Consider the following 23,103-nt stretch of genomic DNA (forward strand, 5'->3'; position numbering starts at 1 on the left):
CAATTATTCCAACCATTGTCAACCGATTACTTCAATTTATCTTGTTCATAGTTATGAATTGTATCTAAATTAGGAAAATGTTGCTGACGTAACGCTTCAAACAAAACAATTGCAACGGTATTTGACAGGTTTAAAGACCTAATGTGTGTATCATTTTGTGGAATACGAATGGCTTTTTCAGGGTTTTGACGCATAAATACTTCCGGTAGCCCAGTCGTTTCCTTACCAAACAAGAAGTACTGATCACCTTGCATTTGCATATAATTAGGTTGTGTGTAATCCATATTAGCAAATTTTGAAACTAAATAAAGTTGATCTTTATCAGTCAAAGTTGCCAAAAAATCAGGCAAGCTGGCATGTTTCACTAGTTTCACATGTTCCCAGTAATCCAATCCTGCGCGTTTAACATGCTTATCATCAAGATCAAAACCTAGTGGTTCGATTAAGTGTAAAATGGCATTAGTACCCGCTGTGGTACGTGCAATATTACCAGTGTTTGCTGGCATTAATGGTTCAAATAATACAATATGATTAGTCATTTCTATATATCTTCCACTTCGTCTTTATAAAATTCTGAATTGTTACGCCACCACATATATATACGTATCACAATAACCTTTACAACAGCATATGTTGGTACTGCTAAAATGATACCTAGCACACCAAAAATGTGTCCACTACTTAATAATACGACAATTACTGTTACTGGATGGATAGACAACGCCTCACCTAAAATTTTTGGTGCAATAACATGTCCTTCAATTGGTTGCTCAATAGCTAACACGATAATTGCTAATACAAGCATTTTTGGTCCACCTGCTATTAATGCCACAGTCCATACAGGTACTTGTGCAATAATTGACCCAACATAGGGAATCATGTTAAACAAGCCTGCCATTAATGCAAGTAGAATGCCATAGGGCAACCCAATCAACGTGAAGCCAATACTAAACATAATCATAACTGCAAAAGCAACACCCAATTGTCCACGAATGTATTGTGCAATTTGTTTGCTAATATCTGTCAGTAACTGTTGTATTGATTGTTGTGCTTGAGGTGGAAATTTTTCAGCAACAAATTCAGAAAATTTATGGCCATCTAATAACATATAATATAAAATAAAAGGCGTAGCAACAGCTGTTATGCCAACAGTTGTTAATATTGATGCAAATGAACTGATGCCAGCTACACCAGTTGTCAGGTATTTTCGACTCCAATCAATCACGGTTTGGTTAATATTGGTGTTTGTATGATTTAAAAATTCTCTCACCGGATTGAACTGGTCTGATTTAAATGTTTCATTAATGAAATTCTGACTTGTATGCCAATAGCTCGGCCAATTATCAGTAAAAGTGACGACCTGGCTGCGCAATACAAAAACAACGGTCGTTAGAATCCCTGCTATTATTGCTAATAATAATATCAAAATAATGCCAATTGATATGCCACGTGGTAATCTCGTGTATTTACTAATGAGATTAACCACTGGACTTAGTAAGTAATAAAGTACCCCAGCAATTAAAATTGGTGCACCCACCGCTGTAAATAACGCACGTACTGGTTCAAATATAAAACGTACTTGCCAACCCAAAAAAATAATTAATAAGATGAGTAAAATAACAAGCAAACCTTGTAGTAAATCATTACCTGAAAACAATCGCCGATACCAAGACTGTTGTTCTTTATTTTTAGCCATGAAACCCCTCCAATAATTATGCCACTAAAATACTGTTTTTCGCAATTAAAGTGGTATTTTGTATTACACCTATATTACCATATTTCGCACAATCCTAAACATACAATGTTTACCTGTTTTATCAATGAATCCTGCCTAAAAAGATTAAATATGATAATATTGAAGTAACTCATATTTTCAGAAAGAACCCTTATGTCCACAACTGTAACCGCACATACGAATATTGCTCTTATTAAGTATTGGGGTAAAAAAGATCCTATCTTAAATTTACCAACTACCAGTTCATTATCCCTAACACTTGAGCAATTTTATACGCAGACAACGGTCACTCCAAATACCCACAGTGATCAACTAATTTTAAACAATTTATCGGTAGACACAACAAGAACGCACCATTTTTTAAATGTTTTACGCGAACAACTTGGTAATTTTAGTCCGTTAACTGTCACATCAACAAATCATGTACCAACCAGTGCTGGGTTAGCCTCTTCAGCTTCCGCATTTGCGGCGCTCACAGGTGCTGTCACACATGAGCTTGGGCTTGAAATGTCAAATGAATCATTATCACGACTTGCACGTCGTGGTTCTGGGTCAGCTTCACGATCACTTTATGGTCATTTTGCCGTGTGGCATGAAGGCATGGATGATCTATCATCGTTTGCTGAGAGTCTACATGCTCCTGATATGCCAATAGCGCTTGTCGTTGCTGAAGTGTCATCTGACGTTAAAAAAGTTAGCTCTAGTGAAGGCATGCGGCGTGCGATGACATCACCAAACTATGGTGACTGGTTAAATCAGAGTAAAAACCAATTTGTTGATATGCAGGCTGCGATAATGACTAGAGATATTGAGAAAATTGGCAGTATTGCAGAAGACAACGCGTTAAGTATGCATGCTTTAAATCTAACTGCACGACAACAAGCTTTCACCTACTTCACAAGTGAGACACAACAAATACTAAAAATCATTCAAGATATCCGTCATCAAGGCTTGCTAGCTTTTGCAACCATAGATGCTGGTCCTAATGTCAAGATTATCACAACTTTAACCACTGCCCCACATGTTGTTGCAGCTTTACATGACAAACTACCGCAACTTCATATTGAAACTGCTACGAGCGGATCAGGTATAACTTATGACTAAAGTTTTCATCCCCGGTAAACTTTTTTTAGCCGGCGAATATGCTATAACACATCCTGGAAACACAGCAATAATTGCTGCTACAACTACTGGCTTAAGTATTGAAATAACGCCCTCAACTACAACATCAAGTGCCTACTCAAATACCCTTCCTAAGCAGTGGCATTTCGAAATTAATCAGACCGAAAATCAATATACTGATGACTGGCGCTATGTTAGAGCTGCAATTAAAATTATCCATGACTATGTCAAGATTAATGCAAACAATCATCATTTCAACGAAATCATGATGACAATTACAAGTAACTTAAATGGTCCATTTGGTAAAATTGGCTTAGGATCTTCAGCCGCTGTTGTTGTTGGTGTTGTTGAAGCGTTTAATGATTTTTTCCAACTCAACTTACCAATTTTAACGCGCTTTAAATTGGCTAGTTTAGCTCATCTGCATGTACAAAAAAATGGTTCTCTAGGTGATATTGCCGCAATTACTTATGGTGGTGTCATTGCCTATGAAAGTCCAGATTTATCTGAGTTTGCACAAGCTGATAATAGTTGGTTAAACCCTACTATTATCAATAAACCTTGGCCAAAATTAGCAATTACATCATTACCTTGGCCAACAGACTGGCAACTACTACTCGGTGCAACGCATGAGTCAGCTGACACTAAATCTGCTATCAAAAACATCCATTTAGCACAAGAATTTTTATCTGAAAGTCAACATACCGTTCAAAATATTATTAATACAGTCATTACAGGTAACTATGTTAATTTTTCCAAAGGTTTGCGTGACAACCAGCGATTGCTCACTCATAATTTACCTACTGGTTATATCACACCAAAATTAGCCATATTACTGGAAAGTCTCAAAAATATTGCTGGAAAAATTAGCGGTGCCGGTTTTGGAGACAATGGTTTTGCAGTTTTTAACGACAATGTTGACAATCTCATCCATTTTTGGCAATTACATCAAATAGATGCACAAGTCATTGTTATTTCACCGCAAAAAGAGGTTAGCTATGAGTGAATCTAAGCAAGCGCATCGTAAAGATGAACATTTATCACTGGGTGTCAATGTTTGGCGCCAAAATCAACGACTACAAGTTGGTGCTGATTTTAGCGATATACGCTGGCTACCTAACACTTTCCCAGAAATGTCAGTAGCAGATGTCAATCTTAGTACAACAATTTTAAATCATCACTTTGACTGGCCTTTTTATATTGAAGCAATGACCGGTGGCTCACATTTGACTGGTCGCATTAATGGACAACTTGCCCAAGTAGCCAAAAAAACGAATTTGGCGATGGCAGTGGGATCACAATCAATTGCTTTAAAAGAATCTGATGCAGTAGCCTCCTTTAAAATTGCCCGTCAGAATAATCCTGAGGGATTCTTAATTGCCAATTTAGGTGCAGACCATCCGATAGACAATGTTCGTAATGCCATTGACATGATTGATGCTAACGCAATTGAAATGCATGTTAATGTCGGACAAGAACTCGTTATGGCAGAAGGTGATCGTGAATTTTACTGGCTTGAAAATCTGGCCACAATTATTGCTAAATCACCTGTCCCAGTAATCATCAAAGAAGTTGGCTTTGGTATGAGTGACCAAGCTTTTGACATAATCAATCAACTTGGACCTGCCGCAGTCAATGTAGGTGGCGCAAATGGCACTAATTTTGCAGTCATTGAACGTCGTCGTAATCGGCAGCCAGATACTTTCAACATCGATCAATTTGGCTTATCCACAGTAGAAAGTTTATTATCAGCACAATTAGTAGATAATCAAGTACCATTAGTTGCAACAGGTGGTATTCAGTCTGCAAATGATATTGTAACCAGCTTAATGCTTGGTGCATCCTTAACGTCAAGTGCAGGATTTATGCTAGCAACGCTGATGGATAGAGGCGAAACTGCACTTATTCAACAAATTGAAGATTGGCAACGTGCTTTGCCACGCCTGTTTACGCTGCTGGGTGCCCAAAATGTGGCATCTCTACAGACTGCACAACGACTATATTCCCCTACGTTACAAAATTTTATCAATCAACGTCAAAGCGCGACTCACTAAGAGCCGCGCTTTTATAATTTATTAAAGTTTTATGATCAAAATAAATATCAAACAACAAGAACACAACCTACTTAATTAAATCCAATTTATCAAAATCCACAATAGCAATAACTGGTAAATTACGGAAAAAATTATTATAATCCATACCATAACCAACTAAAAATTCATCCGGCACGTCTAAACCAAAATAATCAACTTCAAAATCAACCACACGAGCTGCTTTTTTATCAGCCAACGCTACTGTTGTCACTGTTGCTGCACCTTTTAAATCAAAATAATTATGCAACCATTGCATCGTTCGCCCAGAATCAATAATTTCGTCAACAACAACAACATCACGACCCGTTAAATCCATACTCACATCATGTACAACTTTAACTTGCCCTGTCGATTCAATACCAGAATAACTTTTAACATCAATGAAATCAAAATCAACATCAAGTGGCATTTTACGTAGTAAATCTGTTGCAAATATCACGCCACCTTTAAGTACGGCAATAAATACCGGTCGCTGTACTTGATCTTCAAATTTGACTGTTAACTCGTTTGCCACACGTTGCACTTGTGCTTGAATATCAGTTTCAGTTGCTAAGACCGATTTGATAGCTGGATGATTAATTAACGACCTCATACTAAACCTACCCTCTTAAAAATTTCATCAACATGACGTAAATGATAGTGATAATCAAAGGCATCATCAATTTGGGCTTTTGTTAAGTGTGATGAAATTGTACTATCGGCATCAACAAGATCACGAAACATCAGACGTTCGTCCCAAGAACGGGCGGTCAAGGGTTGTACAGTATCATAGGCTTGTTCACGAGATAGTCCAGCATCAATCAAACTTAACAAGAGACGTTGCGAGTATATCAAACCGTATGTACGATCCATATTTTTTTGCATTGTATCAGGAAAAACACCCAAATTGTTTAAAATACCAGTATGTCGTTTTAACATGTAATCGATAATGGCAGTTGCATCAGCCAAAATAATACGCTCTGCCGATGAATGTGAAATATCACGTTCATGCCACAATGTCACATTTTCTAAGGCCGTAACAGCATAACCACGTAAAACACGTGCCAAGCCAGTAATATTTTCATCACCAATTGGATTTCGTTTGTGAGGCATTGCAGAAGAACCTTTTTGTCCCTTAGCAAAACCTTCTTCAACTTCATGAATTTCTGAACGTTGAAGAGCCCGAATTTCGGTAGCTAGTTCTTCCATTTGTGTGCCAATTAAAGCGATAGTTTGAACATAATCAGCATGTAAATCACGTGGTAAAACCTGTGATCCAATAGGTTGTGCAGTCAACCCAAGCTCTTGCATGGCAACTTCTTCAACATAAGGTGGCACATTGGCAAATGTGCCTACAGCACCAGATAACTTGCCTGTTTCAACCTCTGAAGCCACACGATCAAAGCGCGCAATTGCTCGCGTTGCCGAAGCATAAAAACGTGCCATTTTCAAGCCAAATGTGGTTGGTTCCGCATGCACACCATGTGTACGACCCATCATAACTGTCTCTTTATATTTCAGGGCTAACTTTTTTATTGCTTCACGCCATTCTTGTAAATCTTCTTTAATAATGACGTTAGATTGGCGCAGACGTAATGCTTGTGCTGTATCCACCACATCTGTTGAAGTCAACCCATAATGAATCCATTTACGTTCATCGCCAAGCGATTCTGAGACATTTCGTGTAAATGCAACAACATCATGTCGCGTTGACAATTCAATTTCAGCAATGCGTTTAACATCAAATTTAGCATTGGCACGAATTTTTTCAAGGTCTGCAGCTGGAATATGTCCGGCAGCCACCCAACCAGCATCAACGGCAATTTCAACGTCAAGCCAAGTTTGATATTGATTCTGCATTGACCAAATGTCACGAAGTTCTTGACGAGAATAACGTTCTATCATTTTTATATTCCTTTATGTTTTGTCTTTAACTATAATTGTACCAGTTAATGACGTATTTGCATTCGCTATTTTATAAGTTTTATCTCACAAACAGTGCACATCGTTCGTTAATTATACACTATACTATTATCTAAAAAAAGTAAGATACACATGAAAGCGTGTTATTCAACTAATGTTTGTTTTGAATCTACAAGCGTCATTGAAATGATGAAAGCAATTGCATATAGTACAGCAATGACAATAAATACCATTTTATAGTCCATACCCAAACCATGAACTATAAAACTAGCCAATTGGTTTCCCGATAGTCCGGCCGCTGCCCAAGCTGTCAGCGTCATCCCATGAATTTTTGAAATTGCATGCATACCAAACCTATCTGCTAACAACGGCGGTAGTGCAGAAAATCCGCCACCATATCCAGCATTGATTAAAAAAAATGTGGAAACAATGACAATTGGCATCAAAGTAGCTTGATCAGGTAACAAATAAGCACTTAATGCCATGATGAGAGACATGATAAAAATAACACGATAAATTGTGTTACGATCTTTTAAACGGTCTGAAAAGCTAGCAAATCCCACACGACCAGCAGCGTTGAAAAAAGCATCAACACTTACAATTATCGTTATCGCGGCAACTGAAAATATAGCCGATCCACTATTTGTTTTGAGTCCCATTAAAATATCTTTTTCTTGCGAAATAATAGCTAATCCTGCCGTAATGTTAAGGTAAAACATCAACCAAATACCAATAAAATTAGGCGTTTTTATCAATTTTAGCGGCTTGAATTTATTCTCAAGCGGTTTTTCTTGCCAATCAGCTGGTTTTTTTATTAAAATTACCCCAATCAACATCATTATGGCAAAAACACCCCCTAAAATAACAAACATTTGCCATAAACCAACATTTAGTTGCAAACTGATCATAATGGGAGAGAAAATCATTTTGGCTAAGCCAAACCCAGCTACAGCTAATCCTGTTCCAAGCCCTTTATTGTCTTTAAACCAGAGCATTAAATTTTTGACTGGCGTTAAATAGCCGATTCCTAAGCCGATACCCATAATAACACCATAAAAAAAATAAATACCAAGTAATGATTTTTGATGAATGCTTATGCCTGTTCCAATCATACCAACCACAAAAAACAGCGTTGATAATAACGCAGATTTTTTAATGTCACGTTCTACAAAATGCCCTAAAGCCGCTGCTGACAATCCTAAAAATAAAATGGCAATTGAAAACGCCCATTCAATATTCGGCACAGTCGTGCCAATATCGTCTGCAATAGCTTGTTTAAAGACACTCCATGCATAAACTGTCCCAATGCTACCATGAATAAGTAAAGCTGGTAATGCTGCCCGCACCCATTTATTTTCCACAATAATGATTTCCTCTTTTTGTTTTAAATTATCATTTAGCCATTGCTTATTATTGTTCTATTTAAGATAATCTTTTTTCTTTTTTGTAATTAATTGGTAACCATTCAAGAATCCGTTCAATTTTTTTATCCCAATAATACCAATCATGTTCACCTGGACTGGTTTCAAAAGTCACATCATATCCTAATGCTTTGATTTGTGATATTGTTTGTTGATTATTTTCAAACAAAAAATCTTGTTCACCAATCCATGCATAAAGTTTTGGTAATGGTTGTTTTCTAAATGATTGCTGTTGTGCTAATTTAACAATATCGTTTTCTGACCCCGGAAATTTTGTTAGGTTTCCAAATATGCCTTGCCAATAGGCATCGTTTTGCCATGCATCTCGACCTGGAAAGTTCGGATCTCCTATTAACGCACCAGACAAAGACGCGGCATAACTAAATTGTTGATTACTAAAAGCCATTTTAAATGCACCGTACCCTCCCATAGAAAGACCAGCAATAAAATTTTTGTCACGTTTTTTTGAAATTTGTGGAAAAAGTGTCGCTATTTTTTTGGGTAATTCATCAACTAAAGCGTCAAAATAGTTCATCCCATATTGTGTATTGGTATACCAAGCTAAATCAGTTGACGGCATTACAATTGCTATTGGTGTCTGTCGCACTAAACGTTCAATACTTGTTCGGCGCGTCCATACTGCTTGATCTCCTGACATACCATGCAATAGATACAAAACCGGTATATCTTGCAAATCAGCAGCCGTCCAACTTGGATTATGATCAGATAGTTCTGGTAGAATAACATTCATCACACGATCCATACCCAAAGTTTGCGAATAGTAATTTACCTGTAAAAGTGCCATAGTCTTTCCTCTCTATTTTCAAAATCGAATTTATTGTTAAAAAAGGCCAGTAATGATGCCATTCTTATCAATATCAATATCCAAAGCTGCTGGATGTTTTGGTAAACCAGGCATTGTTAAAATTGATCCTGTCATGGCTACTAAAAATCCTGCGCCAAGTTTAGGCACGAACTCACGAATATGAATCACAAATTTTTTAGGCGCGCCCAGCTGTTTGGCATCATCTGACAATGAATATTGTGTTTTAGCCATAATAATCGGTAATTTATCCCAACCAAGTTGCTTAAATTCTAATAATTGTCTTTGTGCTACTTGAGATAGTTCAACCCCTTGACCACCGTAAATTACTTGAACAATGCTATTAAGTTTGTTAGTAGCATCATCTGACGATTGGTAAAGTGGTGTAAAATCAGACTCTTGCGCGCTTTTTTCAATCACTGCTGCTGCCAGTGTTTTAGCGCCAACACCGCCCTTTGCCCAAACTTCTGTTGTATAAGCCGATGCTCCAAATTGTTCAACATAGGTTTTAACAACCTGTAACTCAACTTCTGTGTCATCAGTAAAGCGGTTAATCGCAACAATAACTGGTATCCCATAACGACCCATTGCAGTTAAATGTTGCCCTAAATTTTTTAATCCCATTTTTAAAGCGTCAACATTCTCAATATTCAAATCTTTCAGTGCCACATTTCCGTGATGCTTCAAAGCCCTAACTGTTGCGACAATGACAATTGTATCTGGTGTTTTACCCAGCAGCGGCACCTTGACGTCTAGAAACTTTTCGCCCCCTAAATCAGCACCAAAACCAGCCTCTGTTACCGCATAATCTGCTAACTGCAAAGCAGTTTTAGTTGCTAAAATTGAATTAGTGCCTTGTGCAATGTTGGCAAAAGGCCCACCATGAATAATTGCTGGTGTATGTGCCAATGTTTGTACAAGATTAGGCTTGATTGCATCCTTTAACAGCACTGTCAAAGCCCCAGCAACCCCTAAATCATTAACTGTTACTGGTTTTTTTGTATATGTATAACCAACAACAATACGCGCAATTCGAGATTTCAAATCCATCAAATCAGTTGATAGTGTTAGAATAGCCATCAGTTCTGAGGCTACCGTAATATCAAAACCATCTTCACGTGGCACACCAGAAGTTGGTCCACCCATACCAATATTGATATGGCGTAAAGCACGATCATTGATATCCAACACACGTTTCCACAAAATACGACGCGGATCAATGTTGAGTGGATTACCTTGTTGCATACTATTATCCAAAATAGCAGCCAATGTATCATGTGCTGATGTCAACGCATGAAAATCACCCGTAAAGTGTAAATTAATATCCGCCATTGGTATTACTTGTGCGTACCCACCACCGGTAGCACCACCTTTCATTCCCATAACAGGTCCAAGAGATGGTTCACGTAAGGCAATCATAGTTTTTTTACCAGCCATCTGTAAAGCATCAGCTAAACCAACAGTTACTGTTGATTTTCCTTCACCAGCCGGTGTTGGGTTAATTGATGTGACAAGAATTAATTTACCAAGTGTCTTATCTCTTTTAACCGTTGGATCTAACTTGATTTTTGCTTTGTCATAACCATATGGTTCAATTTCATGCGCCTTTAATCCCGCAATCGTGGCAATTTCTGTAATTGGCTTAACATCGGCCGCTTGAGCAATTTCAATGTCTGTTTGCATATCTTCATACTTCCTTTTTACACTTGAACATGATAATATTTTCAAAAAATTCAGTTACTTGATAAGAAAAGGTTAATTTTCTTCATGATTAACCGCTTGATAAGCTATGTCATGTCGATATTCTAGGCTTGTATCTAAGAGATTTATTTTATTGTACACACTTTTTTGTGCCAAAGTTGCACTGATATCATGGGCAACAACTGTTGCCACACGTCCGCCATTTGCAACACCATTTTTGACACCAGCAAAATTGATAATTAAAGGTGTTACAGCATCTACTGTTGGTACGACTGCACCTTTAACGGGTGCTTGCGGATAACCTGCTGCGACTAAAACAACACCGACATAAACATCAGTGTTTTGCCAGCGTACTGTCGGCGTTTGACCAATCATTAATTGACTGATTAAGTCATAAAAATCACCTGAGTATTGCGGCAAAACCACCTGTGCTTCTGGATCACCAAACCGAACGTTAAATTCAATTACTTTTGGACCCTCTTGTGTTAGCATGACACCAGTGTACAACACACCAGCAAAGGGCGTTCCTTCTTTTGTCAAAGCACTAATTGCCGGTTCTACAAGTTCGGTAATCGCGCGATTTTTAATGTCATCACTAATCCATCGAACAGGGCTATAGGCACCCATTCCACCAGTATTTGGCCCTCTATTCTGATCAAAACGGCGCTTGTGATCTTGTGCTAGCGGTGCATGTGTCACTATCCCATTTTTCCCAACAAGAGAAAATATAGAAAATTCAACCCCTTCTAGGTATTCCTCAATAACTAATTTTGTCGCAGGATCTTTCGTATATAAATCCGTCAAATACGTGCTTGCCACTATAGGATCAGTTAAAATAGTGACCCCCTTTCCAAGAGCTAAACCATCAAGTTTGAATACAATTGGTAGTCCGAACGCCTGTAATATCTCCGTTGCATGTTCTAGTGTTTCCACAGTCACCGATTTTGCAGTTGGAATTGCGTACTTTTGCAACAAATTTTTGGTAAAAGACTTTGATCCCTCTAACTGTGCCGCCACCTTGGATGGACCAAAAATAGGTAACTCAGCAGCCTCAAATATATCAACAATTCCTAATGTCAGCGGCTCCTCGTTACCAACAAACGTTAAATCAACAGATTCAGATATAGCTAAATCACGAAGACCTAATAAATTCGTTGCTGAAATTGTCACACACTCTAATCCTGCATCGGTCATCCCATCATTTCCTGGTGCAACAATCACTGTTGTCACTTGTTCACTACGCAAAAATGTTTGTGCCAAAGCGTGTTCACGTGCCCCAGAACCGATAATTAATACTTTTTTCATCACAGCCTCTAAAATATTTATTTTATGTTATATCCTATTTTATCAGATTTTTTTGTATTTTTGTTCGTTAATAAATTATCTTTTTCTCACAAATAGATATATTGTTCGTTATTATAATACTATTCAATTTTAATTTGTATACTACCGTTTGCTAACCAACACACACTTACAAAAAAGTCATCGTTCGTTCACCCTGATATATATCACTTAGTGCAAGCTCATTAATTTCTAGTTCATCAAACACTGGTAACATGTCTAAAAAAGTTCGTGGTGTGTCCATATGGCGCAACTCATCACGTGTCGTCCAAAATATGTCACCTTCCTGTCCTGATTGAAGTGTACCGTGGTATTGTGTTGCCTTAAACAACATCACAATATAGCGTGCACCATCAGTCAATGGCCATTCTTTGATACCAACTAGTTGCGGATTTTCAATCGTTAATCCAGTTTCCTCATACGCTTCACGAATGGCACTAGCCACAACTGTTTCACCAGATTCAATGTGCCCACCTGGAAAGGTCACGCCCGGCCAATTTGGATTTTTGCGATTTTCAACTAGGATTTCATGTGTTTTTGAATTTTCAATCATAATCATATTAGTCAATTCAATTGGCGATGTCCGTGTCATTTTGATTCCTCTGTGACAAATTATAGCATACAAAAAGCGCCACACTCAGCGCTTTAAATTAATTTTTAATGTTTGAAATGACGTGTACCAGAAAATACTAACACAACACCTAACTCATCTGCTTTTGCAATTGAGTCTTTATCTTTAATTGAACCACCAGGTTCAACAATGGCTTTAATATCATGGTCAGCAGCATATGCCACAGAATCATCCATTGGGAAAAAGGCATCTGATGCTAATACTGCTTCACTAAAACCTGTCTTGTTGACGGCTTTTTGTATCGCATAGACAACTGAATCAATGCGGTTAGGTTGACCTGCACCCACACCCAATGTTTGGCCATCACGTGCTACAACAATAGCATTTGACTTCACATGTTTGACAACTTTTTGCGCAAAGATCATTGCACGTAATTGCTGGGCTGTTGGTTGCGCTTTTGATACAACTTCAAAGTTTGCTTCTGATTCTCCCATCAAGTCACGTTCTTGTATAACGACACCACCCAAAACAGAAGTGACTTCCAAATTTTGTGAAATTGTATTTGTAAATGGTAATGTTAATAAACGCAAATTCTTTTTTGCTGACAAAATTTCAAATGCCTCGGGGGTGAAACTGGGGGCAATAATTATTTCCAAGAAAATACCGTGCATTTTTTCAGCCGTTACAGCATCAACTTGACGATTCAAGGCCACAATACCACCAAAAATAGAAATGTCATCAGCAGCAAAGGCTTTATCCCATGCTTCTTCTAAGTTTTCTCCTTGTCCGATACCTGCTGGATTCATGTGTTTAACTGTGACTACAGTTGTTTCCTCAAATTCAGCAATAATACGCAAAGCGGCATCTGCGTCACGAATATTATTATAAGATAACTGCTTGCCATGCAAAATATCAGCATTTAATACTGAATATGATTCTGATAAGGCAGTCGTGTAGGCCGCGGCTTTTTGATGTGGATTTTCACCATAACGCATATCATCAAACTTTTCATATGGCAATGTGAGATTTTTGGGAAATTCTGATACCGTTAGATAATCAGCAATTAACGCATCATAAGCAGCAGTATGTTGAAATACTTTAGCTGCCAATGACTTACGAAATGCTTGATCAACCTGATTAGTTTGCAATTTTTCAATCACAACATCATAATCAGTTGGATCAACAATTGGTAAAACTGATGCGAAGTTTTTTGCGGCTGAACGTAACATTGATGGACCACCAATATCAATATTTTCAATCGCTTCTGCTTCTGTTACACCGCTTTTTTGAATCGTTTCTTTAAATGGATATAAATTAACAACAACCATATCAATTGGTGTAATGTTAAATTCAGCTAATGTTGCCATATGTTCTGGTAAATCGCGTCTTGCTAGCAAACCAGCATGTACACGGGGATGTAATGTTTTGACACGACCATCCAGCATTTCTGGAAAATCAGTCACGTCGTCAATTGCAATCACATTTAAGCCTGCTGCCTCAAGCACTTTATGTGTGCCACCAGTTGAAACCAATTCATAACCAAGTTCAACTAATTTTTGGGCAAATGGGACAAGCCCATTTTTGTCAGAAACACTAAGTAATGCACGTGTCATTTTAAAAATACTCCTTCATTAAGTAACTGTTCTAGTGTGTTTGGATACAAAACATGTTCAACGTTATGCATGCGCGTTTCTAAATCCTGTAAAGTATCATTAGGCAATCGGGGCACTTTTTGTTGCGCAATAATTTTACCTGTATCAATGCCATTATCAACAAAATGTACCGTTACGCCTGTCATATCAACGTCTGCTTCATAAGCATCTAAAATACTGTGTCTACCTGGGAAATTGGGTAACATCGCTGGATGTAGATTAATAATCTTACTTGGATAATTGTCAATTAAAGTAGGTGTTAAAATGCGCATATATCCAGCGAGCAAAATACCATCGACCTCATCTATTTTTAACTGATTTAAAATTGCTTGTTCGGCTTCTGGTTTGGTTTTATACTCTGAGTATTTAATAAAAGTGGCCGGAATACCAAATATTTTGGCTAAATTTAATGCACCAGCAGCAGATTTATCAACTATCAAACGCACAATTTCAGCATGAAGATGTCGCTGCAAAATAGCATCGTGCAATGCTTGAAAATTAGTGCCTGTCCCTGAAGCAAATACAGCTAAACGGACTGATTTTACCATGGCGCTACACCTTGAAAGACAACGCCTGACTCCTGACGTGCAATCATTTCACCAATGAGGTAAGCTGGCTGGTTTGCTTGAGATAGTTGCGACATCACCTGTTTACTTGCTTCAGACTTAACAATGAGTACCATACCTAAGCCATTGTTAAAAGTTAACAACATATCTTCAACTGACAAGCTACCTGCTTTTTGTAGTGTATTAAAAATAGGCAACACAGGCCATGAACCCCAATTAATCTGAGCAGATAGCTCACTTGTATATGCACGCGGTAAGTTTTCAATTAAACCGCCACCTGTAATGTGTGCCATTGATTGAATGATCCCTTGCGCCACTAATGGCCAAACAGACTTAGCATATAAAGTAGTTGGTGTCATCAGCGTTTCTTGTGTCTCAGCAGCCAAGTGGTTAAAATCAGCATCAGTTTGAATCCCTAAAACATGACGAACCAAAGAATACCCATTTGAATGAATACCTGATGATGGCAGTCCAATTAAAACGTCTCCAGATTTGACATTTTTTGGCGCCAACAACTGATCACGTTCAGCTACACCAACCGCAAAAGCTGCTAAATCATAGTGATTCGGGGCATATAAGCCTGGTAATTCTGCACTTTCTCCGCCAATAAGCGCCATCCCAGAGGCTTTAGCCGCTTTTGCGATACCGGTAACAATTGTTGCAACAACTTCTGGTCTCATTTTGTCCACTGCCAAATAATCTAACATAAAGGCCGGCTTTGCACCTTGTGCCAAAATATCATTAGCAACCATAGCCACTAAATCTTGACCAATCGTGTCGTGTTTATTCGCAGCAATTGCAAGCAGTAATTTTGTGCCCACACCATCAGCGCCTGACACCAATACCGGATTCTTATAGTCTGATCCAAGTGCAAAAGCGGCACCAAAACCGCCAAGACCGTCTAAAACGTTGTCTGTATAGGTATCAGATACTGCATCTTTCATCAATTCAACAGCCTTTTCACCTGCTTTAATATCAACGCCTGCTTGCTGGTATGCGTTTTGCTCAATCATTATTCTACTCCCTGAATTGTTTGTGAATCTAAATGAATTGTCCCATCTGCCAACGTTTCTTCATTGCGTAATGATGCTACTTGGCGCGGGTGATAAATTGTCATGGGTTCAGGGGCAAAATCAACAAGATCTTTTGCCACAAAATTTGACAAACTGGCTGTATAATCATAAATTGGACTTGGATAATGACCATCAAAATAGGCAGTTGTCAATCCAGTTCCTTGGCCATCATAAGGTAAATCAATCGCTTTAACAAGTTGATCAACGGATAAGAATCCAAGCGAATCGGCCTCTATTTTTTCACGCATTTCCTCTAAGGTATTATTAGCTCCCATCAATTCTTTGGTGGTTTGCATGTCAATCCCATAGAAAGACGGAAATTTAAAAATTGGGCTAGCAATACGCACATGGACTGATTTTGCACCTGCCTCCTTTAACATACGTACAATAAACATTGAGGTTGTTCCACGAACAATGGAATCGTCAACTAAGACCACATTTTTGTCACGTACAACATCTTTAACCGCACTCAATTTCATTCGGACGGCACGCTCACGTTTATCTTGCGTTGGCTCAATAAATGTTCGCGCAATATATTGATTTTTCACGAGACCCATCTCATTTGGTAAACCTGTCGCTTCAGCAAATCCAGCAGCTGCGGACAAACTTGAGTTTGGTACACCAACGACGATATCAGCATCAGGGACCGGTTGCTCTACAGCAAGTGCAGCACCCATACGTTTACGTGCTTTATGCACGTTGACACCATAAATTGTAGAATCAGGACGCGCAAAATAAATATATTCCATTGAATCAATATGCAATGCTGTATTTCTTGTATAACTATCAATAGTTAGCCCATCGTCATCGATTGCCAACAATTCACCAGGTTGTACATCACGAACAAAACGGGCGCCAATCACATCTAGTGCTGCTGTTTCGGAAGTGACAATATAATTCCCCTCAGGCATCTGTCCAACAACAAATGGTCGAAATGCATGCGGATCAAGTGCTGCATATAGGCCATGAGGTGTTAACAATAAGTAAGCAAAACCGCCACGTACAATATTTAGTGCCTCTTTTAATTTATCTACAAATGTCGTTGCTTTTGATCGTCGAATCAGGTGTAACAAAATTTCAGAATCAGATGAACTTTGGAAAATAGCCCCTTCTTCTTCTAAATCTTCTCGCAAGGACATGGCATTTGTTAAATTACCATTGTGGGCCAGAGATATTTGCATATCGTGAAAATTGACCATAAGAGGTTGAATATTTTCAACACCATGAGATCCGGCTGTCGCATAACGTACGTGACCAATTGCAGCTGTTCCAGCTAAAGCGTCAATACGTGCAGGATCCCTAAAAACATCGCTCAGTAAGCCTAAACCACGTTCCTGCCAGAGATGCCCATTATTATTTGAAACAATGCCTGCACCTTCTTGACCGCGATGTTGCAGAGCATGCAAGCCGTAATAAGTGAGTTGTGCGGCATCTTGTCGCCCCCAAACACCAAAAATACCACATTCTTCATTTAGGCTACGTACGTTCACACGTGTTTTTTCAGTTTGCTGGGCTAATCTTTGTGCGATTTGTTGTTGCTCTATCCCTTTAATTGCCATGAAATGCTCTCCTGATAAACTGTTTGAATTTCTTCACGTGATAAGGCAATCGTTTGTGTTAGTGTATTAATGACAACATCTGACTCACTGGTGACTAACCCAATTTTTGTTGCCTGCTTTCCTGCCAAATGTTCAAAGTCTGCAACTTTAGTCTGAGGAACACTAACAATAAACCGACTAGGCGTTTCAGAGAACAAATACTTATCCGACTGTTTCGTAGCAATATTAAAACTAAGATCACCAGCAAAACTACTTTCTAACAAACTAACAATCATGCCACCCTCTGAAAGATCATGTACACTAGCAAGTAGATTTTTGGCAATAGCTTCACGGACTAATCCTTGTGACGCTAACTCTGTTTCATCATTAAACTCAAACAATTGACCAATAATTTTCCCTAACTGTAACTTCTGAATTTCTGAACCATTGAAACTATCTGTTGTTTCACCAATTAAGTAGATGACATCACCAGCACGTTTGAAAGCCATTGTCGTTGCCTGACTAATATCATCTAACAAGCCAACCATGCCAATCATAGGTGTGGGATAGATTGCTTGACCATCCGTTTCATTATAAAGTGACACGTTACCAGAAATAATTGGCGTATTAAGTTGCTTAGCCATGTCATTAATACCAGCAACTGATTGATCTAGTTCGTAGTATACTTCTGGGTTGTCAGGTGAACCAAAATTCAAACCGTCTGTAATGCCAATTGGCGTGGCACCAGTGGCTACAATATTTCGTGCAGCTTCAGCAACGGCCATTTTTGCCCCAACACGGGGGTTAAGGTATAAGAAACGCGCATTAACATCTGTCGTCATTGCTAAGGCTTTTTTGGTACCACGTATACGCACCAAACTCGCATCCCCACCAGGTTTTATGACTGTATCAGCACGCACCATGGCATCAAAATGTTTAAACAATGAGGCTTTAGAAGCGATGGTCGACTGTGCCATTAAGGCCTTAATTGTTGCCTTAACTTGAGACATATCAGGTTGATATTGTGTATCTGAAAATTCGGACAGCCGCTTAGGTGCAATCATTGGTAAATCTTGTTTTGGCGCATGTGTTAGGAAATTAATGGGCACATCTGCAACCCTATTACCCTCAAATTCTAAAATATAACGACCATTATCTGTCACTTTACCAATAATGACCGCATCCAAATCAGCCTCTTGAAATAAATCAATGATTGGCTGTTCTTCTCCATGCTTAACAACCAACACCATGCGTTCCTGCGATTCTGAAAGCATCAGTTCATAAGGTGTCATATGTAACTCACGCTGCGGTACAAGATCCAAGTTCAACGTAATACCCATACCAGCTTTAGCTGCCATTTCTGAACTTGACGATAGCAGACCTGCAGCGCCCATGTCTTGAATGCCAACAATAATATCAGAATGATCCTTGACAGCCTTAAGCGTCGCATCCATCACTAATTTTTCTAAAAATGGATCACCAACTTGAACAGCAGAACGGTCTGATGCTTGCTCTGTTGAAAACTCAGCAGAGGCAAATGATGCGCCATTAATGCCATCACGACCAGTTTTTGCCCCAACATAAATAATCGAATTACCAATACCTTTAGCCTGACCAACTTGCATGGCTGTTTGATCAATCAGCCCAACAGCCATAACATTAACCAATGGATTACCAGCGTAAACATCGTCAAAACTGATTTCCCCACCAACTGTGGGGATGCCAATAGCGTTCCCATACCCTGCGATACCTGCAATCACGCCATCAACAATATGTTTAGTATGTGTATTATCTAATTCACCAAAACGCAGTGAATCTAAAACAGCAATCGGCTGAGCACCCATTGAAAAAATATCGCGTAATATGCCTCCAACACCTGTTGCAGCCCCCTCGTAAGGTTCAACAAAGCTCGGGTGATTATGACTTTCTGCTTTAAAAACGACAGCTTGACCATCACCAATATCTAAAATACCAGCGCCCTCACCAGGCCCTTGCAATACACGTTCATTGTTTGACCAAAATTTGCGTAAAATTGGCTTTGATTTTTTGTAAGAAACATGTTCAGACCACATACCAGAAAAAATACCAGTTTCAGTAAAATTTGGTAAACGTTTTAACTCTGTCACAATGAGATTGTATTCTGTCTCAGTTAAACCCCACTGGGTATAAATTTTAGAATCACGTACTTGCTCAGGTGAGAGTTCGCTATTTATGACTGTTGTCATTTTTTTGCCTTTCATAACTGTGTTTTCCTACCATGACATCTGTTTTATAAATAATATGCATTATACTTTTGTTAAAATACCTGAAAGGATACTTTTAAAGAAATTTTGTCCGTCAATATTTCCAAGAACTGCATCAACAGCACGCTCTGGATGAGGCATCATGCCAAAAACATTGCCTTGCTCGTTCATAATACCAGCAATGTCATGTGCTGAGCCATTTGGATTATTGACGTAGCGGAAAACAATTTGATCATTTTTTTCAAGTTTAGCCAAAGTTGTTTCATCGGCAAAATAATTTCCTTCAGCATGTGCGATAGGGATTAAAATCGTTTCATCGACATCGTATGCACTGCTGAACGCTGTTTGACCGTTTGCAACATGCAATGCAACTTCGTCACAGATGAACCCTGGTTTTGCGTTAGGCAACAACTGCCCTGGTAACAAGCCAGCTTCTGTCAAAATTTGAAAACCATTGCAAACACCAACAATTAATTTACCAGCATTTGCTGCCTGAGTAACAGCACTCATAATTGGTGAAAAACGTGCGATAGCACCAGTTCTGAGATAATCACCATAAGAGAAACCACCTGGCAAAAAAATAGCATCAAATCCTGTTAAACTATTTTGTTTCGCCGAAATAATTTCTGCATCAACACCAAAACCCTGTAACGCATAGAGCATATCAAAATCACAATTTGATCCAGGGAAACTAATGACGGCCGCTTTCATACATCCACCTCATCTGATACCAAACTTAGGTCAAAGCGATAAGTTTCTGTATTTTGATTAATTAACAAAGCATCCGTAAAGCTTTCAACTTCAGCAGTTGCGGCATCAACGTCTTTGGCATTTAATTTCACTTCAAAATATTTGCCTTGCGCAACTTGATCAATCCCAACGTAATCCATACGCTTTAGTGCTGCCTTAATGACCTCACCCTGTGGATCTAAAATTGATGGCTTATAAGTCACATAAATTTTTGCTAAATACATCATTTTTCTCCTTAAATGATCTGCTGTAATCGTGTTAGAACTTCTTGATAACCAACCGTGACATCCCCTGAATGTTTACGGAAAACGTCTTTATCTAATGAGTTACCAGTTGCTATATCAACTAAACGCATATTATCAGGTGATAGTTCATCAGCTAACAATATATCGCCATTTTTTGTACGACCAAACTCTAACTTAAAATCAATTAACTGAATATTAGCTTGTCGAAATAAGTCGATTAAATGGCGATTAATAATTGTCGATTCAGCTCTTAGCTTGGTTAGTTCATCGTTTGTAGCGTAATTCAAAGCCAAAATTTGTGAATCATTTATAAATGGGTCATCTAACGCGTCTGATTTATAATAAAATTCTTGGACAATAGGTGTCAATTTTTGCATAGGTGTTGCCGCAAACTTACTCACAAAATGGCCAGAAGCATAATTTCGTGTGACAACTTCAATTGGCAAAATGTCCAAACTTGTAATTAGTTCATCAGTTTTTGAAATTGAATGCAAGTAATGATTTTTAATGTTGTTTCCAGTTAAATAGTTAAATAACAATTGACTAATGGCACTATTGAGTTCGCCTTTTCCACTAATTGTTTCTTTCACTTTGCCATTTAATGCTGTAGCTTGATCAAGGTAATGCACCCACAATATATCAGGGTCATCTGTCGTGTATACCTGTTTTGCTTTACCTGTATATTTCAATGCGCCACGTGTGATTGTACGTTTCTCATACTCAATGCTGTCCATGTGCTTGACTCCATTCATATAATTTTTTAATATTGTCTTCGCCAACTACTGTGATGTGTCCCATCTTACGATTGCGTTTTATCGCTGCTTTACCATAATCATGGAAGTGCCATTCTGAATGATTTACCAAATCATTTCTAGCTTGTTGAATCTCATCTCCTAATAAATTTAGCATGAGTGCTGGCTTTTCTAGCGTAATCTCAGGTATTGTTAAACCTGTAATGCTACGAATATGACCTTCAAATTGTGAGACGTTCGTTGCTTCAATACTGTAATGTCCAGAATTGTGTGGCCGTGGTGCAAGTTCGTTCACCCAAACATTGTCATCACTGACGAATAATTCTATGCCCAAGACACCTCTTAAATCTAATGCATTTGCAATTTCAGTTGCAATTTGTTGTATTTTTTTTGTAAGGACTGCACTAATATTAGCAGGTACAAAACTTGTTTTCAAAATGTGATCAACATGCACGTTTTCAGAAATTGGCCACATCGTCACATTATTTTGAACATCACGTGTCACCATGATACTCAGCTCTTTTTGAAATGGCACCTTTTGTTCTAATATAAGTGTCCCTGTTGGAAATTTTTTAACGATTTGATCAACATCATCTTGATTATCCACATGCCATTGGCCATGACCATCATAACCACCACTCACAGTTTTAAGAATTGCGGGAAACTTTATTTTTGCTACTGCTACTTTAAACTCTTTAGCATCATGAATCGCTATAAATTTAGCCACAGGTACTTTGGCAATATTTTGTACAAATGTTTTTTCTGTTAATCGATTACTTGTTATTTCAAGTAATCGCGTACCTTGAGGTAAGCTTTTTTTTTGTTTGGATAAGGTAACAATATCAACATTTTCAAATTCATATGTCAAAACATCACTACGTTTTGACAGTTCAGTTAACGCTGACACATCATCATATTCAGCAACAATTTGAAAATCTGATACCTGCCCAGCTGGTGATGCCACAGTTGGATCCAAAACACCGACTTTATATCCCATCATTTTTGCGGACAATGCCATCATTTGTCCTAATTGACCACCACCAATAATACCAATCGTTGCTGGCGGTAAAACAATATTTGTCATATTAATTCCGCCTCACTAACAATAGACTTTTGTGTTTGTTCCTTTCGAAATACCACTAATTTTTCTCTCACTTCTTCATGATGTAAAGCAATAATTTGTGCAGCTAGAATGCCGGCATTTTTTGCTCCTGCATCACCAATAGCGACAGTAGCAACAGGAATGCCAGCTGGCATCTGAACAATTGATAGCAATGAATCCATACCGTTTAGAGCATGTGACTGCATAGGAACGCCAATTACTGGAACAAGTGTATTCGCTGCAATCATACCAGGTAAATGAGCTGCACCACCTGCACCTGCAATAATTACTTGTAAGCCATTTTTTTGTGCCGCCTGGCCAAATGTTTGTAACTGTTCAGGCATTCTATGAGCAGAAATAACGTGCTTTTCATACGTTATGCCGAGCTTTTCTAATAACAAAGTTGTTTGTTGCATAGCAGGCCAATCACTTGTTGATCCCATAACTACAGCGACTTGTGTCATATTATTCTC

At 38.4% G+C, this 23,103-nt stretch carries 22 protein-coding genes; 3 read left to right on the top strand and 19 right to left on the bottom strand.

Annotation, left to right across the window (positions count from 1 at the left end):
* Positions 1-26: 26 nt before the first annotated feature.
* Both LEGAS_RS05915 and LEGAS_RS05920 read right to left on the bottom strand, forming a co-directional pair.
* Positions 27-539, bottom strand: a complete 513-nt coding sequence (locus LEGAS_RS05915) for a tRNA (cytidine(34)-2'-O)-methyltransferase (protein ID WP_010389230.1) — start codon at positions 537-539, stop codon at positions 27-29.
* Positions 540-541: 2 nt separating this feature from the next.
* Positions 542-1,696, bottom strand: coding sequence for an AI-2E family transporter (locus LEGAS_RS05920; protein WP_013231704.1), 1,155 nt, complete (start codon positions 1,694-1,696; stop codon positions 542-544).
* A 192-nt stretch (positions 1,697-1,888) separates the two neighbouring features.
* Between LEGAS_RS05920 and mvaD the strand changes: the two genes are divergently transcribed.
* Genes mvaD through fni form a run of 3 tightly spaced genes read left to right on the top strand, consistent with a single transcriptional unit; the run spans position 1,889 to position 4,911 of the window.
* On the top strand, positions 1,889-2,839 hold the full coding sequence (mvaD, locus tag LEGAS_RS05925; protein WP_010390607.1) for a diphosphomevalonate decarboxylase: 951 nt from the start codon (positions 1,889-1,891) through the stop codon (positions 2,837-2,839).
* Entirely contained in the window at positions 2,832-3,863 is a 1,032-nt protein-coding gene (locus LEGAS_RS05930) for a phosphomevalonate kinase (protein ID WP_013231705.1), read from the top strand. Before mvaD ends, LEGAS_RS05930 begins: the two co-directional genes overlap by 8 nt.
* Positions 3,856-4,911: a type 2 isopentenyl-diphosphate Delta-isomerase gene (fni, locus tag LEGAS_RS05935; RefSeq protein WP_010390611.1), complete on the top strand. Its 1,056-nt coding sequence runs from the start codon at positions 3,856-3,858 to the stop codon at positions 4,909-4,911. Before LEGAS_RS05930 ends, fni begins: the two co-directional genes overlap by 8 nt.
* A gap of 67 nt (positions 4,912-4,978) precedes the next feature.
* On the opposite strand, the gene hpt is transcribed toward fni, so the two are convergent.
* From hpt to purE, 17 genes are all read right to left on the bottom strand, one after another.
* Positions 4,979-5,542: a hypoxanthine phosphoribosyltransferase gene (gene hpt, locus LEGAS_RS05940; RefSeq protein WP_010390612.1), complete on the bottom strand. Its 564-nt coding sequence runs from the start codon at positions 5,540-5,542 to the stop codon at positions 4,979-4,981.
* Positions 5,539-6,834 carry an adenylosuccinate lyase gene (gene purB, locus LEGAS_RS05945; protein ID WP_010390613.1) on the bottom strand — a complete coding sequence of 432 codons (1,296 nt, stop codon included), beginning with the start codon at positions 6,832-6,834 and terminating at the stop codon, positions 5,539-5,541. Before purB ends, hpt begins: the two co-directional genes overlap by 4 nt.
* A 161-nt stretch (positions 6,835-6,995) precedes the next feature.
* A complete protein-coding gene (locus tag LEGAS_RS05950) occupies positions 6,996-8,213 on the bottom strand; it encodes an OFA family MFS transporter (RefSeq protein ID WP_013231706.1) in 1,218 nt (405 codons plus the stop codon).
* Positions 8,214-8,274: 61 nt separating this feature from the next.
* The gene (locus LEGAS_RS05955; protein WP_013231707.1) at positions 8,275-9,078 is read right to left on the bottom strand and encodes an alpha/beta hydrolase; all 804 of its coding nucleotides are present in this window, start codon (positions 9,076-9,078) and stop codon (positions 8,275-8,277) included.
* A gap of 36 nt (positions 9,079-9,114) precedes the next feature.
* Entirely contained in the window at positions 9,115-10,779 is a 1,665-nt protein-coding gene (locus tag LEGAS_RS05960; protein ID WP_013231708.1) for a formate--tetrahydrofolate ligase, read from the bottom strand.
* A gap of 72 nt (positions 10,780-10,851) precedes the next feature.
* The gene (gene purD, locus LEGAS_RS05965; protein WP_010390615.1) at positions 10,852-12,102 is read right to left on the bottom strand and encodes a phosphoribosylamine--glycine ligase; all 1,251 of its coding nucleotides are present in this window, start codon (positions 12,100-12,102) and stop codon (positions 10,852-10,854) included.
* Positions 12,103-12,268: 166 nt separating this feature from the next.
* Complete coding sequence (locus tag LEGAS_RS05970) at positions 12,269-12,730, bottom strand: 8-oxo-dGTP diphosphatase (RefSeq protein ID WP_010390617.1); 462 nt, start codon at positions 12,728-12,730, stop codon at positions 12,269-12,271.
* Positions 12,731-12,795: 65 nt separating this feature from the next.
* Complete coding sequence (gene purH / locus LEGAS_RS05975) at positions 12,796-14,322, bottom strand: bifunctional phosphoribosylaminoimidazolecarboxamide formyltransferase/IMP cyclohydrolase (protein WP_010390619.1); 1,527 nt, start codon at positions 14,320-14,322, stop codon at positions 12,796-12,798.
* Positions 14,319-14,909, bottom strand: a complete 591-nt coding sequence (purN, locus tag LEGAS_RS05980; RefSeq protein ID WP_010390621.1) for a phosphoribosylglycinamide formyltransferase — start codon at positions 14,907-14,909, stop codon at positions 14,319-14,321. The genes purH and purN overlap by 4 nt, the downstream gene beginning before the upstream one ends.
* A complete protein-coding gene (purM, locus tag LEGAS_RS05985) occupies positions 14,903-15,940 on the bottom strand; it encodes a phosphoribosylformylglycinamidine cyclo-ligase (protein WP_010390623.1) in 1,038 nt (345 codons plus the stop codon). The genes purN and purM overlap by 7 nt, the downstream gene beginning before the upstream one ends.
* Positions 15,940-17,559, bottom strand: a complete 1,620-nt coding sequence (gene purF / locus LEGAS_RS05990; protein WP_010390625.1) for an amidophosphoribosyltransferase — start codon at positions 17,557-17,559, stop codon at positions 15,940-15,942. Before purF ends, purM begins: the two co-directional genes overlap by 1 nt.
* Positions 17,541-19,763 carry a phosphoribosylformylglycinamidine synthase subunit PurL gene (gene purL, locus LEGAS_RS05995; protein WP_013231709.1) on the bottom strand — a complete coding sequence of 741 codons (2,223 nt, stop codon included), beginning with the start codon at positions 19,761-19,763 and terminating at the stop codon, positions 17,541-17,543. Before purL ends, purF begins: the two co-directional genes overlap by 19 nt.
* A gap of 60 nt (positions 19,764-19,823) precedes the next feature.
* On the bottom strand, positions 19,824-20,492 hold the full coding sequence (gene purQ / locus LEGAS_RS06000) for a phosphoribosylformylglycinamidine synthase subunit PurQ (RefSeq protein WP_013231710.1): 669 nt from the start codon (positions 20,490-20,492) through the stop codon (positions 19,824-19,826).
* Positions 20,489-20,755 (bottom strand): phosphoribosylformylglycinamidine synthase subunit PurS, encoded by a 267-nt coding sequence (gene purS, locus LEGAS_RS06005; protein WP_010390627.1) that lies wholly within the window; start codon positions 20,753-20,755, stop codon positions 20,489-20,491. The genes purQ and purS overlap by 4 nt, the downstream gene beginning before the upstream one ends.
* Positions 20,756-20,766: 11 nt before the next feature.
* Positions 20,767-21,510: a phosphoribosylaminoimidazolesuccinocarboxamide synthase gene (locus LEGAS_RS06010; protein ID WP_010390629.1), complete on the bottom strand. Its 744-nt coding sequence runs from the start codon at positions 21,508-21,510 to the stop codon at positions 20,767-20,769.
* Positions 21,497-22,612 (bottom strand): 5-(carboxyamino)imidazole ribonucleotide synthase, encoded by a 1,116-nt coding sequence (gene purK / locus LEGAS_RS06015; RefSeq protein WP_013231711.1) that lies wholly within the window; start codon positions 22,610-22,612, stop codon positions 21,497-21,499. Before purK ends, LEGAS_RS06010 begins: the two co-directional genes overlap by 14 nt.
* The gene (purE, locus tag LEGAS_RS06020) at positions 22,609-23,094 is read right to left on the bottom strand and encodes a 5-(carboxyamino)imidazole ribonucleotide mutase (RefSeq protein WP_010390630.1); all 486 of its coding nucleotides are present in this window, start codon (positions 23,092-23,094) and stop codon (positions 22,609-22,611) included. Before purE ends, purK begins: the two co-directional genes overlap by 4 nt.
* Positions 23,095-23,103: the final 9 nt, after the last annotated feature.

Origin of the sequence: Leuconostoc gasicomitatum LMG 18811 (assembly GCF_000196855.1) — a bacterium.
In the GTDB taxonomy this organism is placed as follows: Bacteria; Bacillota; Bacilli; order Lactobacillales; family Lactobacillaceae; genus Leuconostoc; species Leuconostoc gasicomitatum.